20 protein-coding genes are annotated in these 14,336 nt (G+C 46.6%); 5 read left to right on the top strand and 15 right to left on the bottom strand.

Annotated elements, in window-relative coordinates; genetic code table 11:
* Positions 1-22: 22 nt before the first annotated feature.
* The 5 genes from OEZ43_09590 to OEZ43_09610 form a co-directional block, all read right to left on the bottom strand.
* On the bottom strand, positions 23-832 hold the full coding sequence (locus OEZ43_09590) for a 2OG-Fe(II) oxygenase (GenBank protein MDH5545834.1): 810 nt from the start codon (positions 830-832) through the stop codon (positions 23-25).
* 123 nt (positions 833-955) lie between these two features.
* Entirely contained in the window at positions 956-1,339 is a 384-nt protein-coding gene (locus OEZ43_09595) for a DUF6164 family protein (GenBank protein MDH5545835.1), read from the bottom strand.
* A 2-nt stretch (positions 1,340-1,341) separates the two neighbouring features.
* Positions 1,342-1,770, bottom strand: coding sequence for a hypothetical protein (locus OEZ43_09600; protein MDH5545836.1), 429 nt, complete (start codon positions 1,768-1,770; stop codon positions 1,342-1,344).
* A 10-nt stretch (positions 1,771-1,780) separates the two neighbouring features.
* Entirely contained in the window at positions 1,781-2,785 is a 1,005-nt protein-coding gene (locus OEZ43_09605; protein MDH5545837.1) for a sulfite exporter TauE/SafE family protein, read from the bottom strand.
* Between the two features lie 13 nt (positions 2,786-2,798).
* The gene (locus OEZ43_09610) at positions 2,799-3,131 is read right to left on the bottom strand and encodes a hypothetical protein (GenBank protein MDH5545838.1); all 333 of its coding nucleotides are present in this window, start codon (positions 3,129-3,131) and stop codon (positions 2,799-2,801) included.
* On the opposite strand from OEZ43_09610, the gene OEZ43_09615 reads away from it, so the two are divergent.
* Positions 3,126-3,383, top strand: coding sequence for a hypothetical protein (locus OEZ43_09615; GenBank protein MDH5545839.1), 258 nt, complete (start codon positions 3,126-3,128; stop codon positions 3,381-3,383). The genes OEZ43_09610 and OEZ43_09615 overlap by 6 nt on opposite strands.
* A gap of 1 nt (position 3,384) precedes the next feature.
* On the opposite strand, the gene OEZ43_09620 is transcribed toward OEZ43_09615, so the two are convergent.
* Together OEZ43_09620 and OEZ43_09625 are read right to left on the bottom strand one after the other, a co-directional pair.
* Entirely contained in the window at positions 3,385-3,747 is a 363-nt protein-coding gene (locus tag OEZ43_09620) for a hypothetical protein (protein ID MDH5545840.1), read from the bottom strand.
* 64 nt (positions 3,748-3,811) lie between these two features.
* Positions 3,812-4,675: a DUF3025 domain-containing protein gene (locus tag OEZ43_09625; GenBank protein ID MDH5545841.1), complete on the bottom strand. Its 864-nt coding sequence runs from the start codon at positions 4,673-4,675 to the stop codon at positions 3,812-3,814.
* Between the two features lie 168 nt (positions 4,676-4,843).
* On the opposite strand from OEZ43_09625, the gene OEZ43_09630 reads away from it, so the two are divergent.
* Entirely contained in the window at positions 4,844-5,227 is a 384-nt protein-coding gene (locus tag OEZ43_09630; protein MDH5545842.1) for a DUF3135 domain-containing protein, read from the top strand.
* Positions 5,228-5,267: 40 nt separating this feature from the next.
* Here the strand turns inward: OEZ43_09630 and OEZ43_09635 are convergent, their stop codons facing one another.
* Both OEZ43_09635 and OEZ43_09640 read right to left on the bottom strand, forming a co-directional pair.
* Positions 5,268-5,675 (bottom strand): hypothetical protein, encoded by a 408-nt coding sequence (locus OEZ43_09635; protein ID MDH5545843.1) that lies wholly within the window; start codon positions 5,673-5,675, stop codon positions 5,268-5,270.
* A 167-nt stretch (positions 5,676-5,842) separates the two neighbouring features.
* Entirely contained in the window at positions 5,843-6,355 is a 513-nt protein-coding gene (locus tag OEZ43_09640; GenBank protein ID MDH5545844.1) for a TlpA family protein disulfide reductase, read from the bottom strand.
* A gap of 78 nt (positions 6,356-6,433) precedes the next feature.
* On the opposite strand from OEZ43_09640, the gene OEZ43_09645 reads away from it, so the two are divergent.
* Positions 6,434-6,691 carry a zinc ribbon domain-containing protein gene (locus OEZ43_09645; GenBank protein MDH5545845.1) on the top strand — a complete coding sequence of 86 codons (258 nt, stop codon included), beginning with the start codon at positions 6,434-6,436 and terminating at the stop codon, positions 6,689-6,691.
* Between the two features lie 9 nt (positions 6,692-6,700).
* On the opposite strand, the gene OEZ43_09650 is transcribed toward OEZ43_09645, so the two are convergent.
* Positions 6,701-7,162 carry a hypothetical protein gene (locus OEZ43_09650; GenBank protein ID MDH5545846.1) on the bottom strand — a complete coding sequence of 154 codons (462 nt, stop codon included), beginning with the start codon at positions 7,160-7,162 and terminating at the stop codon, positions 6,701-6,703.
* Between the two features lie 268 nt (positions 7,163-7,430).
* On the opposite strand from OEZ43_09650, the gene OEZ43_09655 reads away from it, so the two are divergent.
* Positions 7,431-7,790 carry a hypothetical protein gene (locus OEZ43_09655; protein MDH5545847.1) on the top strand — a complete coding sequence of 120 codons (360 nt, stop codon included), beginning with the start codon at positions 7,431-7,433 and terminating at the stop codon, positions 7,788-7,790.
* Between the two features lie 48 nt (positions 7,791-7,838).
* Here the strand turns inward: OEZ43_09655 and OEZ43_09660 are convergent, their stop codons facing one another.
* The 5 genes from OEZ43_09660 to OEZ43_09680 all read right to left on the bottom strand — a co-directional run bounded on the left by OEZ43_09660 (position 7,839) and on the right by OEZ43_09680 (position 13,621).
* A complete protein-coding gene (locus OEZ43_09660; protein MDH5545848.1) occupies positions 7,839-9,461 on the bottom strand; it encodes an ATP-binding protein in 1,623 nt (540 codons plus the stop codon).
* An 8-nt stretch (positions 9,462-9,469) separates the two neighbouring features.
* Entirely contained in the window at positions 9,470-10,267 is a 798-nt protein-coding gene (locus OEZ43_09665) for a response regulator (GenBank protein MDH5545849.1), read from the bottom strand.
* Positions 10,268-11,077: 810 nt separating this feature from the next.
* Entirely contained in the window at positions 11,078-11,728 is a 651-nt protein-coding gene (locus OEZ43_09670) for a VWA domain-containing protein (protein MDH5545850.1), read from the bottom strand.
* 19 nt (positions 11,729-11,747) lie between these two features.
* Positions 11,748-13,223 (bottom strand): hypothetical protein, encoded by a 1,476-nt coding sequence (locus OEZ43_09675; GenBank protein MDH5545851.1) that lies wholly within the window; start codon positions 13,221-13,223, stop codon positions 11,748-11,750.
* A 170-nt stretch (positions 13,224-13,393) separates the two neighbouring features.
* Complete coding sequence (locus OEZ43_09680; GenBank protein MDH5545852.1) at positions 13,394-13,621, bottom strand: EexN family lipoprotein; 228 nt, start codon at positions 13,619-13,621, stop codon at positions 13,394-13,396.
* Positions 13,622-13,667: 46 nt separating this feature from the next.
* Between OEZ43_09680 and OEZ43_09685 the strand changes: the two genes are divergently transcribed.
* The gene (locus tag OEZ43_09685) at positions 13,668-14,318 is read left to right on the top strand and encodes a class I SAM-dependent methyltransferase (GenBank protein ID MDH5545853.1); all 651 of its coding nucleotides are present in this window, start codon (positions 13,668-13,670) and stop codon (positions 14,316-14,318) included.
* Positions 14,319-14,336: the final 18 nt, after the last annotated feature.

The following is a 14,336-nucleotide window of genomic DNA, read 5'->3' on the forward strand; positions in this document are numbered from 1 at the left end:
CACACATTAAACACGGCCAGCTTCAGCACCTAATGATACTTTCTGGCGGCCGTGTCATCACTTTTTTCACACCGCGCGCTGCACCCCAACTTACCAATGCATAACGGATTCCTTTGGTGACGTTACATGCTTCGTGTATGTATCGGTGATCAGATGGAAACAATACCGCCATTCCTGCCTTTGGTTTCAGACGGTAATTGAATTTAGAGAAAAACAGTTCTCCCCCTTCGAAATCGTCATTGAGATAAATCAGCATGCTGAAATCTCTATCAATCGATTTGGTCCAGGTGCGGGTTTGTGGATCCATATTTTCGCTGTCGGAGTGTCGAATGTAAAAACCACCGGGGCGATAGCGTAACATTTGCGGTCTTTCGTACCATTCCAGCTCATAGGGCGTAAAACGCTGGCACAGTTCAACAAAGGCATTGCCGACCAGTTCATTAATTTGCGTCTGGTAACTCCCGAGATTTACCAGTTCCGATACGCGTCGCTCATCTTCCATTAGCTTTAATTCATCCTTGGTCGACGATTTTGCGTCGATAACCATTAGACGTTTTCCTTCACAGCTGTCGGCATAGCTACGAATTTCGGCGATTTTTTTTGCGCTCAGGTAATTTTCAACCACAAATAGACCGTAAGGGGCTTTACGTCGGGACTCAAGGGATCCGCAACATGATTTGAAAAACTTCTGGCTACCACAAAAACAGGGCTCGGCCAGGTCAGGCGTGGCATCCGGGGCATTCTTACTGGGTTCCAACACTAATGGTGGGCGCAATTCCTGTGGAATGTCTTCAGGAATTCCTCGTAGTTTTTGTAACAGTGAGCCAAGCATGACAGTTACCTCTCCCACATCTGGATGTTTTGATTTTTTCGGGTTCCGTACAAAATTACGGCAGTCGGCAAACCCGTTTGGACTAGTCTGAATCTAGACTTCGACTTTGTTCAAGTCATACTCTCATGCAAATATTTGCATGAACAGATATAAATACAGAACCAGCAGACCTATGCCTGCGAGTACTACAGGTAGGATATTTTTACGCTGGTATATGAATGTGAGATTAAAACGGATGCGTTCAGCCAGTGGTGCATCTGGGTTGTACCCTGTCTGTTCCTGGTAGGCTCTACGTGCGCGTTGCGCATAGTCTTCGACATGTTCTTCAAACAAGGACTTCGCTTTTTCGAAGTCCTGGTCATCTTTTATCCAGATCGCGGCTTTGGTAAAGCCCCAGTGATTGGCTGGTGTTTCGTAAAATTCGATATGGTGTTTATCCAATATTGCCGAAACTTCTTCAGCTTGACGCAGATTTTCGGCGGCATATGAAAATAATCGCCTGGGCATACCTAAAACATGGCGCCAATGGTGATGAATGCCGCAATCACGGCTAATACGGCAAAGAGATTTTCTTTTTCCTTGAACAGAAAAACACCAGCGCCGAATATGGCTGGTATTACAGAGAAAACACCAAGCGCGATACCAAACATGGTTAAACCATCACCTGTGGCTATGTGACCCATATACCAGTGCCCATCAGGTGTCGAACCAACAGCGCCTTGCCAAATTTGTTCTACAGTCTTGCCTTCCCATATCGAAGTCAGCATATAACCGGGGTCAATATAGTTGGCTTTGGTGATAAAGCTTAATACTGAGCCTACGATAACGATGATTGTGGCGACTATCGTAATCCAATAAATAGTGTCACCGTAAACAATACCTGCTGTGGAAATTTCAGGTTTTTGCTCGCCGTCATAGATGATTTCTTTTTCCTGCATGGGAATCTCCTCAAAGCAACGGTATGTCTATGCCAAAGATCCCCTCGAAACCGCGTGAGAGGAGCTTGATGCTGGTTAGCAGCAATAGGCCGATAAGGATATTGCGTACAAAGCCTGCTTTAATCTTCGCCAGAATATGTGCGCCAAGAATTCCACCAATAACCTGGCCGATCATCCAGGGCGCAGCAAACACCGCGATAAGCGCGCCTTTGACAATGTAAGGCCAGATAGCGGCAGCGTTTCCGATAGCTAACAACACGCCGCTGGATGCGGCAGAAATTTTCAGCGGTACGGCCATTACCAGGTTGAGTACGGGAACAACTGCCCAGCCACCGCCGAGTCCAAAAAAGCCACCAGTAAAACCGACGACGAAAAATAGGATAGCGCCTGGAATTATGCGTATGACTCGATAATGTACGATTTTACCGAGAGACTCTTCCCAATAAGAAGCATTCAGCCGAAGTTTCTCTGCAAGAGTATCGCGCCTCTTGGGTACCGGATATTCCGTATTGGAACCGCCAGAGATAAACAGTATGGCGATGCCGACAAGGATAACGCCGAGCATAAATCGCACTATGGCATCGCCCAGTTCTCCCATATTCTCGGCCATACTAATGGCAACTTGCGCGCCCATCATGGCGCCCAGAATAATAGGAATCGAGCAATAAAGAACAACCTTGATATTGGCCAGTCCCTTGCGCATAAACGGGCCAGAAGACACAAGCCCGCTAAACATGGCGACCACCAAACCAGTCGAGCGTACTAATAAACTATCGATGGAGGTAAAACCGAGCATCACCGGAGTGAACAATACGCCACCACCTACGCCGCCGAGTACGGCAATAATCGCGATGACAAAGCTCAGCAGGAAGGAACCAACTATGATTCCCCATGCACCGCTAGACGTTAGAATTTCATTACTCTCTACATTATTGAGTAATGCCATGGCAATGTAAGCAATAATGGTAAGGACGATGAGTAAGGTCAGTTCTGGTATATTTTTAAAAATAGACACAATTGGCAACCCTTCATGTTTGATACAAAATGGCTTTTTCCGACAGCGGGCGCAATCTTAACATAAACAACTGCGCAAAATGATGAGGATTTTTCAATTCTGCGACGCGTGTGCGTTTACGCTGTTTTGATTTCAACGAATACAGGTTTAGTGGTGCGAACATATGGATGAACAGGCTTTTAGGCAGACTCTTGGTGACGTCAGAGATCGGGCGTGTGTATTTCAGCGTTCGGTATTGCAGGGGCGGTGCGCCTGCCAGTCCAGTCGCCGAGTATATCTGGCCGAACGAGAAATCATAGGCTGCGCCTCTATCGAGGGGTATAAAATGTGCGAGTCCTTTATGCATATTTTGAAATTCAAGGCAGCCTTTGTATTGCGTATCGAACATCCAGATCAGCCTATACCTTACGCCAAAGCAGTGCGACTCCAGGTCGGTGCAGCGAACGGACTGCGGCGACTTCTTGGTATTCCCTCACAGGGCGTTCCTGATATTCAGCAGGTGCTGAATGCCTGTATCGGCCGTTACGGTGAGTTTGAGCAGATTCCTTACGAACAATTATTTGACAGCATACGCAGCACCAGTCGTCGCGGGGATTGAATCAGGCAACAATTTGCGTCTTGCGCATCACATCATGCAGATGGTTGGACCAGTTGTGCAGTTTTTCAATCGACAAGGTGCCAAATAAACGGTGCGAAAACTTGTGTTCGTCCATTTTTCCGACCAGGGTTAAGTCCTCATGTCGCTGGGTAGCGAACAAGTGTAAGGCGATCAGGAGGTCCGTGACCTCTAATAGGCCGGTTTCACGTTTACCGATGTGAAGGAGCGTTTTTTCGGCACATGAGGGAGTGGTCACCGAATGAAATCCCAGTGAAGCGGCAAAGTCTAGTAACTCTTTGAAATTTTTAGAGTTAATGGCCTTGTTTTGAATCAGCGTTGTAATCTGAAACGAAAAATTGGACATGTCGGTCTTGTTGCATTGCTGTTCCTGTTCTTTATTTCGGCACAAGTTCCTGTTTTATTAAGTTTTATACTGGTATCGATTGAAGCTTTCGGGGTGTGGGGGCAGGGCGGAAATAATCCGCGTTGAGGTAATAAGTCTCGTTTTCATTATCGATAGAAAAGCCGGGCATGCCAAGAATAGGAAAAGGCTGTAGTTGCCGTGGTGAGGTCAACTGAGAAACGGGGTGAAAATACTCTGCGCATAGCTTATCAATAGCGTTCACCAGTTTCGGAATAGGTAGTTGAAGCGTTGTGTCAGGGGTTTCGAATAATAATGCCTTGGCCGTCAGACCAATATATGGATGAATGGCCTTCTCGTAGATGGCATGTCCAAACACCACGCATCTCAAATGTTTCGCTAATAGGGAACGTTTCTCCCAGAACAAGGTATGCCACTCAAAACGTCGAATGTGGTCGAGCAAATCCTGGCGATCACTCACGACAATGACGCCACATTCATCAAACTGCGATAACGCATTCTCCATTGGGCTTCGGGTACCGCTTGGACGTTCTTCTGAATAGGCTTTTTGAGCCGCTGAAAAGTGTAGAGAGTTAGTGGTGACTTTAGTGATAGGAAACATCCGCCAACTTATGGCTTGAAAGTAGTCATGCCAATTGTTTTCGCGTGTCTGAATTTCACCTTCGAGGTAGATTCGGGGTGCATAACGATGTTCGAAGCAATTTGGTTTTGTCGACTGCTCGACCAGACAAATAGGTTTACCCCCGCCACTTATGACATCCCGCGAGCTGAACAATGCCGTATTCATGTCCTCGACGCTTGGCCAGGTTGTCCGATCTTCCAGTCGTTGGCTGAAGGCCAGTAAAGGTTGAAAAAGCAGTGAATCACGCATGTGTTGCGGCTGCCACGGCGAGATGATGGTTTTAGGCATGGACTAAATCAAAAGTACAAAATTAGGTGAAAATTCGAATCCGTGAGTCAGATCGCATTATGCGGCTTGAAGGTATTTTAGTATGAATTATAAGGTAGTCAACGGATCGGGCTGTGGTATTCAGCTAGAGATTCATGAATTCTGCTCAAATTGAGCGAAGAGGTGTTTATGACCAAGGCCAAGTCAAACCGCATACTGAAATATCAGGATGATTTCGATTTTTGGGCTCGGCTCGCCAGACGTAATCCAGAAAGGTTTGAACGTCTGAGGTCGCAAATGATAGCTGAATTCCTAAATACGGCGCCCGAAGAAAAACGAATTCGCTTACAGAGAGTCCAGTGGCGTGTCGATCAAGCCCGCAAACTGGCGCGAAATCCTGTCGATTCATTGAATCGTATTAGCCGTTTAATGTGGGATGAACTAATGACACTCAATAGCGAACAAAAACGGCTAATAAATATCTTCTGTGGAGACGGGTCCAAAACAAACTCGGATGGGGTAGTGAAATCGGCAGCTATTATGCCTTTTCGAAAGCGGGATTCTGAGGAATAGTGGTTTAATGCGTCGAATCTGCTGAAATTGCCATTTATCGTTATGATTGACCGCCTAGTTTTTCCTTCATGCGACGGAACATCTCTTCTGTTTCGGTTCCATCCCGTTTTCCCTTGCCCTTCGGCTGTTTGGATATCGTAACGGCTTCAGGAATTACCGCACTCAACACGGTATTAATTTTATCATTGGTTTCGCTTTTAGTATTATCGGTCCCGACAATAGCGCCAACTTTTATCAGTGCATCGTAGTAACGCTGGCTGCGAGAGTCCGTATTTCCTGACTTGTCGCGTAATTCACGAAGGTCACGATGCGCGTATTTCAATTGAGCAGCTAGCTCAAAAATCTTATTTCGTTGCGCTTTGTACTTAGATTCGGCGTTTGCCCACGCGAATAGTGCGCCTATAGCTATCGCAATACAAAATGCATACGTTATGACTTCAGTTACCATGTTTGTTTGACTCTTACAGTCAGCCCTAGATTATTATATGTACTCGACTTTTGTCGGCTAGTTGTGGCTTTACTTTACTCAATACCCGATATTTTTATGTGAATTGTTTCAAATCTTTTCCGTATAACCTGTGGGGTGTAGTAACTGGTTGATAATAATGAAAAGAATTAAAGTAATTTTTCCAGGTGTTTACGCGTATAGGTCTCATTTAGCTGGCCAGGCGCTAAGGTTTGTATCCGGCCGCGGCGGTCAACAAAGACTGTGTAAGGGAGCACACCAGCCGTGTTTCCATAGTCTTGCGTGAGACGGGTTGCTTCCTGAGTTCCAAAAAACACAGGATAGTCAATAGGTGTTTTTTGTATGAATTTAAGCACTGCGTCCCGAGTATCAACTGCAATCCCGATAAACTGGACACCATCTGGCCCGTATTCTTTCTGAAGGCGATTAAACAACGGGATTTCCTTACGACATGGGGTGCACCAGCTGGCCCAGAAGTTGATCACCAAGACTTTGTTCTGCCAGTCACTTTCACTCTGTACTTGTCCTTCCAGGTTGGTCAAGGTGAAACCTGGCTGTTGTTTTCCGAATAGTTGCTTCGTATCCGCTGAGTAGACCGATGTTGACAATAAGACTAAAGCCAATCCGATCATTCGAAACAAAAACGGAAAATAAGGTGTCATTCATTTCTCCCGGGCGCGGTACTGGCATTCTAGTGGGTCAGTTTTTATAATACCCGCAAAACTTATTTAGGAGTTAGTATGCCAACCTATGATTATCGCTGCGAGACGACAGGGGAAATTTTTGAAGTGCGTCATAGCATGAACGAAAGTATTACTACCTGGTCGGAGCTTTGTGAGATTAGTGGACGCGAAGTTGGCAATGTACCAGGCGACTCACCGGTAACAAAGTTGGCTACAGGTGGAAATGTCGTCAGCAGCAAGAGCCTGGGAAATAAGGTTCCCCCTTGCGGTGCTGGTGGTGGTTGTTCTGGAGGAGCGTGCGGCTTTAACGGATAGTGGGGCAGATCAGCTTCCCATTGTTTTTTTAATGCGGCGGAAGGTGTCTTTCGACTCCTCAATCTGTTTTTGTTCCTGAGCTTCTGAGTTAGGGAAAGCATGGTCCAGATGCGCTTTTATGACGCGTGCGAGCGAATTTCCTGAGTATTCCTTACTTCTTACCTTCTTATCTAACCAGGCAAGGCTTGTTGAATAACGTTCGTTATCCTCTTTGAGCTTTTTGGCTTCGGCTTCAAAGACACGCGCTTTATCACTCAGACGTTTTGAGTATTCATATGCTTCGTTGAGCTCTGCTAATTGAGCATTGAGGTGCTCGATAATGGATTCCTGTTTTTCTGTTTTTTGCCGCAGTGTTAGCAATTGACGGTTGTTTTTTTCGCCGGACTTCTTTTCCGTGCGAAAGTTGAGCTCTGCAGTAACCCAGCCCGCAATAATGAATAGAACAAAAACTATAAACAGTACGGTCGTCATGTCTAAAGACTAAACTCGCAATATTTTCTCACTATCTTTATCGGCCTCGTACTTCCAGTACTTTATTTAAGGGGAGGTAATTTGTGGAAATTGCGATCAAGTCCGGATTTATAGCGGGAATTAGGTCACATTCTGTAGGCTAAATGATAGGTAACTGCTTAATGAATAAGGGAATTTGGAAAGTTTTCGGTAAAAATTACTTTTCACAGCTTTTTTACACCCGAGGCCTATATTGAAACCATGACTTGTTGAGAACCGGAGGCCCACAATGAAAAGCATTCTTACCGTATGGATTATTGCCTTTACTCTTTATTCACTGACACCTCTAGTCATCGCGAGTGAGAAGCCACCACGCGCCGTCATACCGGTTTGGGGCGCATACGCTGTCGTAGGGGATGTCTGTGTCGAAATCCGTAACCAGAGCACTGGGGAGCCTGCAATGGCCGAACTGTGGCTGGTAAATGATGAAAGAGTCCAGTGGTTCGATGGCGCGCAGGGCGAAATGTGTCTGCCAGTGGAATTCAGTAGTAAAAGTGAATTGTATGCTGTTATTAACGATGATTCGGTAGGTGTAAAAGTCGTACGAGATACAACAACAGGATACTTCACCATCGAATTGCCTTTGTAAAAATTACCTCCTGTAATGGGCTTGAAGGGCGCTTAGGCGCCCATTTTTTTATTGGAAAGGATTGGTGTCTATGAACTCGATACTGGGATTTTCGAGCTCATCTATTTTTGCTTCATCTAATTCATGATAGTCAGCATCAAGTCGCGAGTCCGCAGTTGGAATGAGAATATTGAATTCAACACCGGTGACATCGAGGGGACGAAAGTGTATACGGTCTCCGGCCTTGAGATGATGGACTTCAATACACCATCTAGGTTTGTCTGGATTTTGGGGATCAAGTAGAACCGTCTTGCCATCTTTTCCTAGTCGATTGGCGAGAAAGGTTTTCTGGCTTGATTGAACAGATATTTCGAGACTCTGTACTTTGTGCGCCAGCTTGTAGACGACTTCAGTGGTATCCTCTTCGTCACCTTTGATCGAGCATTGTGGCTTCTTCCGTTCATCTAAAATGACATTAATAATCTGGTTCATGGTTTCGCCATTATTTTGTTCAAAGCGTATGACGTAGGTTTCCGGTTTGTTGACGTAATTGCGAATTTTTAGTTCGCCTTCATAGCCGGTCACAATCTCGTTTACGAAATAGAGGCCGAGTCCTTTGCCATGATGACCCTTGGTACGTTTGGTGGAAAATCCAAGTTTGAAAATCTCATCCTGAATTTCTGGTTCGATGTTTGGGCCGCTATTATACACCGATAGTTTTGCATACTTTCCGTTGCGGGTTAGTCTTACCGCAATACGAGAATATTTGTGCCCATAACGTTTGCTGTTGTGATAGTAGAGTGCATTGTTGATCAGATTTTCAAGCAATAGAATTATATAATTTTCATTGCCGAGTAATTCGCCAGCATAGTCGAGTTTGACCCAGAAATATTGGTCCTGGTATTGGTACACTTCGCTGCGTTTACCTTCTGGCGGTAGTGCGCTGTCGCGATTAATGATGAATGCATCCAGACTATGTATTACCGCCAGACGGGTGGAGAAGGTTGGAGAGTAGGGGTTTTCCTGTTGATCATCGAGCAGTTGTCGATAATAGTGTTCTTCGCTTTCGTAAATTTTGTTCGCAATATACATTGCAATATTATCGGTGGTGGAAAGATCCAATAAATCCCATAAATAGCTCATGGCCCGCAATGCTTCTTCGTAGGTGACGGTATCTTCAGTTTTTAACTCACGCATGGCGCGTCTAAGCGCCGTATTGACTTTATCGTAACTGATAACGCCGTTGTGTCGGACCTCGGAGGCGATATGGCGGAAGTGGAGAAACTTTTCGTCATATTCGATATATTCCAACAATCGATCACTGATGAACATTTTTAGCTTGTCTGCATGGTCGGCATATTTGTGTACTTTGTTCTGTAGCTTGTTTTTGCCTAGTAGCAAATCATTCAGACGTGCCTCATAGTTTTCCACCTGTCGATCGAAATAGCGTTTTTGGCGTTGGAAACGTACGGCTTCCAATATTATGGCCAGAATAAATGCAAATAATATCCAGAGTTGTGTTGTCGTGGCGGCCATGCTTGGATCTATATTCCAGTCCAGCATCCGTTGTTGATTGCTAATAAGGTAAAAGTAGCCCAGACAAACTGCGGCGATGGCAAAGCCGAACCAGGCGAAGGGTAGTGGGGCGCGCTTGAACCGCTTTGGTTTTTTTTCCGTGTATTCTTCGGTCATGGGTATGTTCAGGGTTTTTTCCAGTAATATGCGCCATCGGCACCGCCGGCGACGATGCCTTTTCCATTTTTACAGGTTTCGAGAAAATCACCTTGCCCGCCTCCAGCTACGTCGATTGCACGACGCAAGGTTTTTATATGTTGGCGATAGGTTGCGGCCGCGTAGTCCTCTGGTTCAATATTGAGATACTCGGCCATTTGGGCGGTGGTAACTGGACGAGGAGAGCGTTCAACAAGACAGCGTAGGATTTTGCGCGGTGTTGGTGCCAGCGGGCGTTTCGGATTGTCCGGGTTCATTACTTTCTGATCCTTCCAGTACACTTCCCATGTATCGAGATCGAGTTTAAGCTCACCACTATTGATGACTTTGTCTGTGGTCTGTGTTGGTGAACTCTGGCGAACCACGGCCTGCCGCAAAATGGCACGGATGCGCCACACCAGAACCTCTTCGATATTGCGCTGGTGTTTGGAGATAAAATCCGCCGCATTGTGTTCTACCAGTGCATCGCGTTCAATATCGGTGCCGTTATGCTCCGACAGAAAGATCACGGGTACGTCTTTCCACTTTGTCTGTAGGGCGCGGGATACAGAAAAACCTGCCTGGTCGAAACCATTCATGCGTGCGTCAAGTATAGCAACGTCGGGGCGCTCGTCGTCTTTTGCGAGGTTAATGCGTTGGCATGCGGCCTCGGGGAATTTGAATACTTCGACGATGTTATTACTGTCGTCGAATGACGTCTCTTCTAGGACGTGTTTGAATTTGTTTATCCAGTGGGATTGGTCTTCTACCCAGAATATTCTCGCCATAGTGGTTTCTGTCGTTTCGTGTCAGTTGTCTATATATGCAATTTTGTGCAAGTTTTACAAGTTAGTCTGCTATCTGTGTCTCATTCAGGCTTTCAGTGCGTTTTTCCAGAATTCTGGTGCGGTTTCCTTTTTGGGCTTCGCGGCTGTTTGGGGTTTGGGGCCTAGGGGGAACAGGAGAGAGGATGGGACTTACAAGACTCGCTGCAAATACTTCCCTGTACGCTCTGCGGCCGCGTCCGTGCGGCCGAAGGTCTTGTAAGTCCCATCCTCTCTCCTATACCCCCTAGGGATAGGTATCGGGCGCGCCGCTCGTGCTTGAATTTGGGTTTCATGCCGACATTCGAGTCAGCGTAAAAACTAAATTGTTTGTATTCATTAAAAGAGATTCTTTGAGTCACCATTTGGCGAATCCACGAATCCACGAATCCACGAATCCACGAATCCACGAATCCACGAATCCACGAATCCACGAATCCACGAATCCACGATCCAAACCTTTGCACAATGCGAGCTCGTAAGCCTGGGGTCGGTGTCGCTTGGCAAAACCTTCGGCCGCATGGACGCGGCCGCAGAGCGCACACGGACGTGTTCACAGCGAGTTTTGCCAAGCGACACCGACCCCAGGCTGAAAGAGCGACGCCGCGCCCCGGACCCAACTACCCGAAAACCCGAATTCTTAACCAATTGGTTCGTAAAACTTCGAACACACGCTTCACAAACGCCAAAACCGGTGCACACTCCACACCGGCAATCACAATATAATCAATACAAAAAAAGGGCCAACTCGAAAGTTGGCCCCTACACCGCGGGTTAACTGCGCAAGAGCTTTTCAAGGCGGTCGAGGTCATTGACGACGGTCCATGTTCCACCACCATCGCTAACCCGCTTCTCCCAAAGGTCCAAGCGATTCAGATACTCGCGGGGGTCGACATTATCCGAGCGTAGCTTGGTTACGTTCAGGGCAACAACTTTGATGCCCACCAATGGAATCTGAAAATCGCGGATATGGCCTTTGATGAGATCTTCTTCGAGATCCGAGAACACCAGAACATATTTTTCCGATGCGCCTGTCTCATTGAGATACTCCGAAGCCTGTAGTACACCACCCGTGATATCCGTAAACGAACTGCTTTTAACACCAGAGATGAAGTTATCAATCTGACGTTTAAACTGACGTTTCTGCTCATTTGTGGCGCTTGGACGAGGATCGAATGTTATCTTCGATACGATGTCCTTCTCACTAAAGCTGCCACTGTCGATACGCGCTACAGCCAGGGAGTCTCCGCTGCTCAGATTGGCCAGTAGATAGTTGATGATCTTCTGCGCCTTTTGTAGTTCTTCCGTATAGGTGCCGGAGGTATCCAGTAACATAAACACCGCTTTCGTGCGTGGACCCTGTTCAGAACAACCGGCCAACAGTGTCATGCATGCTGCGAACAATAAAATTGATATGCGTTTCATAATGAATTTCTCCAAAGTCTTATTTGACTTGATCGATTTCAGCGGCTTCAAGAAAGTGAATGTTTTCACCTTTTGGTAGTTTCTCAACATCGTCCTGAACAACGTGTTTGCGATGGTTGATAACTACCTTTTCAATGTGTAGTGGTAGAAAGATCAAGACATCATAGAGACCAACACAGACCTTAGTCAGATTGTTGAAAAGGTTGCCGCAAAAACGAATCATGAAAGACAGTGTGCGCAGCACGCCCAGTCCCATCAAACCCAGTACCGTACGTAAAGAGTGAATGAAGGATTCGAGTGGAATCGCAACAAAGGCCAATGTGAAGGGCAGTATAAAACCCATGATCATCTGACCCATGGACGGAATCCAACGAAACTCCGCATCAACAACACCTAAGCCCGATAGTGATTGCGCAAGTGCTTCACGGTCCATAGCCAGCAGATCGCGCATATAGGCAAGCGAGGCTTCTACGGTAGCCAATATGGTCAGAATAGTCAGGGTGATGATCAGCATCTTGCGGCGCATGTGGTCATCCATCGAATGTATAACGGGGAATAGATGGGTGATGCGCAGTGATTCCAGCAGGAATAGACCCATGGCCATTTCCACCATAATAATCACTAATGCTGCTACGTCTGCAGTCTTCATTGGACCCAGTTGTGATGTACCGCCGACCATTTCAGACATCGGCAGGGCAATCAACTGAAAGTTGATAACGGCGCCGAACAAGGCAATCAGTAAAACAAAACCGGCAATAAAGAACTGCGTGAGGGAAGATGAAGTTAGTGAACGCGCTGCGTGATCTTCAGCTGCGCGAATAGCTTCATAAGTTTTGATCTGGTTGTCAATTTTGTTAGAGCGTGACTCAAGATCATTAAAGCGATTATTTACCTCGTTTAAGGTTTGAGAGACCGTACGCCAGGAAGGCAGCATACGCTTTAATAGCTGATGACGCTGGAGACTGTTCTTGCGATAGCTGTCGATGGTTTCTTTGTGCGCAGTTTCGATAGTCTCATGTAGGCCGTCGAGAATTTTGGCTACTGTAGGGTCACCATGGCGAGGAATACGTGCAATGGTATCGACCGCGTCCAACCAGGCAGGAGGAGAGGGCGGTGTTTCGGTGGCGCTGCGATAGTCTTCCTCGATCTTGCTCAAGGCATCGCTGATCTTGCGATGCAGTGCAGGGTAGCCACTCAGGTCACGGGAAACAACAGCGTTTACGCGATGAAATTCGCGTTCGATTTGCTTTTCGACGTTGTTTAGGCCGGCAGCCAGAACGACTTCTTTATTGCGTTCAGTGAGCCGTTGCTCAAAGCGACTTAGCGAACGTGCACTCAGGCGCGCTGCCGCGCGTACTGATCTGCCCATAGAGCTTAGAAGCTGGTGGGCTGGGGTGCGTCCCAGATACATTGCCAGGACGATTAATACAAACCAAATAACGACGGACACGCCGGCGTTATTTGACCAAAGGTAAAACACATTTTCGACCGTCATATTACACCTCGATTTGTAAGAATAATTTCTCTATTTACGGGCCTGGGAGAGGGCCCGCATTTGCTGCTCAGAGATATTGTTGGCCGGAGGTGTGAAAATTCGGTAAAAAGCCTGTCTAGGTACTCTTGTATGGGCCGAGAACGTTTCTATGTATATGAATTTACGCAATATTACTCAAAAATATTTTTTATCGCATTTCCCGTGACGCGCGCCTGTGCCTCTGTGGCCTTTTTGCATTTGTCGGCATCCACAGCCTTTTTGCCCATGACTACGCATTCCTTTAATACCTTGTGTCGTAAATCATCGTTACGAACCAGTTGTTCAACTGAATAGCCGCAGGCGCTAAGGCTGAGTGCCAAAGAGAGCATCAGGAACTTGATAGTGAGACTTGATTTCATAGTGTGCCTTCCTTATGTTGATGGCACCAATTATACCTGGAATAACATGGAATCCTACGAGCACTTGCAATGTCCTCTTTGCAATTCAACGCAGAGCGCGCATTTCTGGCGGGACAAGCGGCGGAACTATGTTATCTGTTCGCAATGCGAACTGGTGTTTGTACCTGTTGCAGAACATATCAGCCCGACACAGGAGAAGAAGCAGTACGACATGCATCAAAATTCGCCCAATGATACGCGCTATCGGCAGTTCTTATCCCGGCTTGTAAATCCACTACGTCGAAGGCTGCCGGACAGGAGCAAAGGACTGGATTTTGGTAGTGGACCCGGTCCGACCGTGTCGGTAATGTTGGAAGAAATGGGGCATCAGGTAACTCTCTATGACAAATTCTATGCCCCGGATACGGCAGTGCTACGTTATGAGTATGACTTTATTACATGCACAGAAGTGGTTGAACATCTCGTGAATGTTGGCCAAGACTTAGATACGCTTTGGGGTCTGTTGACTACGGGAGGCATCTTGGCCGTAATGACAAAAACCCACGAGGGACGTGAGCGCTTTTCTCAATGGCATTATAAGAACGACCCAACCCATATCGTGTTTTTTTCCAAGGCCACGATGAAATATCTAGCTAATCATTGGCAGGCCAGTCTGGAGCTTATTGAGCCGGATGTTTTTATATTTGAGAAAGGATGATGCTTTCCGATTTGAGAT

This window comes from Gammaproteobacteria bacterium (assembly GCA_029881255.1).
In the GTDB taxonomy this organism is placed as follows: Bacteria; Pseudomonadota; Gammaproteobacteria; order S012-40; family S012-40; genus JAOUMY01.

Coding starts and splice junctions, on each gene's coding strand:
- OEZ43_09590 (MDH5545834.1), bottom strand. CDS start 832: ATGCTTGGCTCACTGTTACAAAAACTACGAGGAATTCCTGAAGACATT.
- OEZ43_09595 (MDH5545835.1), bottom strand. CDS start 1,339: ATGCCCAGGCGATTATTTTCATATGCCGCCGAAAATCTGCGTCAAGCT.
- OEZ43_09600 (MDH5545836.1), bottom strand. CDS start 1,770: ATGCAGGAAAAAGAAATCATCTATGACGGCGAGCAAAAACCTGAAATT.
- OEZ43_09615 (MDH5545839.1), top strand. CDS start 3,126: ATGCATATTTTGAAATTCAAGGCAGCCTTTGTATTGCGTATCGAACAT.
- OEZ43_09610 (MDH5545838.1), bottom strand. CDS start 3,131: ATGCATAAAGGACTCGCACATTTTATACCCCTCGATAGAGGCGCAGCC.
- OEZ43_09620 (MDH5545840.1), bottom strand. CDS start 3,747: ATGTCCAATTTTTCGTTTCAGATTACAACGCTGATTCAAAACAAGGCC.
- OEZ43_09625 (MDH5545841.1), bottom strand. CDS start 4,675: ATGCCTAAAACCATCATCTCGCCGTGGCAGCCGCAACACATGCGTGAT.
- OEZ43_09630 (MDH5545842.1), top strand. CDS start 4,844: ATGACCAAGGCCAAGTCAAACCGCATACTGAAATATCAGGATGATTTC.
- OEZ43_09635 (MDH5545843.1), bottom strand. CDS start 5,675: ATGGTAACTGAAGTCATAACGTATGCATTTTGTATTGCGATAGCTATA.
- OEZ43_09640 (MDH5545844.1), bottom strand. CDS start 6,355: ATGACACCTTATTTTCCGTTTTTGTTTCGAATGATCGGATTGGCTTTA.
- OEZ43_09645 (MDH5545845.1), top strand. CDS start 6,434: ATGCCAACCTATGATTATCGCTGCGAGACGACAGGGGAAATTTTTGAA.
- OEZ43_09650 (MDH5545846.1), bottom strand. CDS start 7,162: ATGACGACCGTACTGTTTATAGTTTTTGTTCTATTCATTATTGCGGGC.
- OEZ43_09655 (MDH5545847.1), top strand. CDS start 7,431: ATGAAAAGCATTCTTACCGTATGGATTATTGCCTTTACTCTTTATTCA.
- OEZ43_09660 (MDH5545848.1), bottom strand. CDS start 9,461: ATGACCGAAGAATACACGGAAAAAAAACCAAAGCGGTTCAAGCGCGCC.
- OEZ43_09665 (MDH5545849.1), bottom strand. CDS start 10,267: ATGGCGAGAATATTCTGGGTAGAAGACCAATCCCACTGGATAAACAAA.
- OEZ43_09670 (MDH5545850.1), bottom strand. CDS start 11,728: ATGAAACGCATATCAATTTTATTGTTCGCAGCATGCATGACACTGTTG.
- OEZ43_09675 (MDH5545851.1), bottom strand. CDS start 13,223: ATGACGGTCGAAAATGTGTTTTACCTTTGGTCAAATAACGCCGGCGTG.
- OEZ43_09680 (MDH5545852.1), bottom strand. CDS start 13,621: ATGAAATCAAGTCTCACTATCAAGTTCCTGATGCTCTCTTTGGCACTC.
- OEZ43_09685 (MDH5545853.1), top strand. CDS start 13,668: ATGGAATCCTACGAGCACTTGCAATGTCCTCTTTGCAATTCAACGCAG.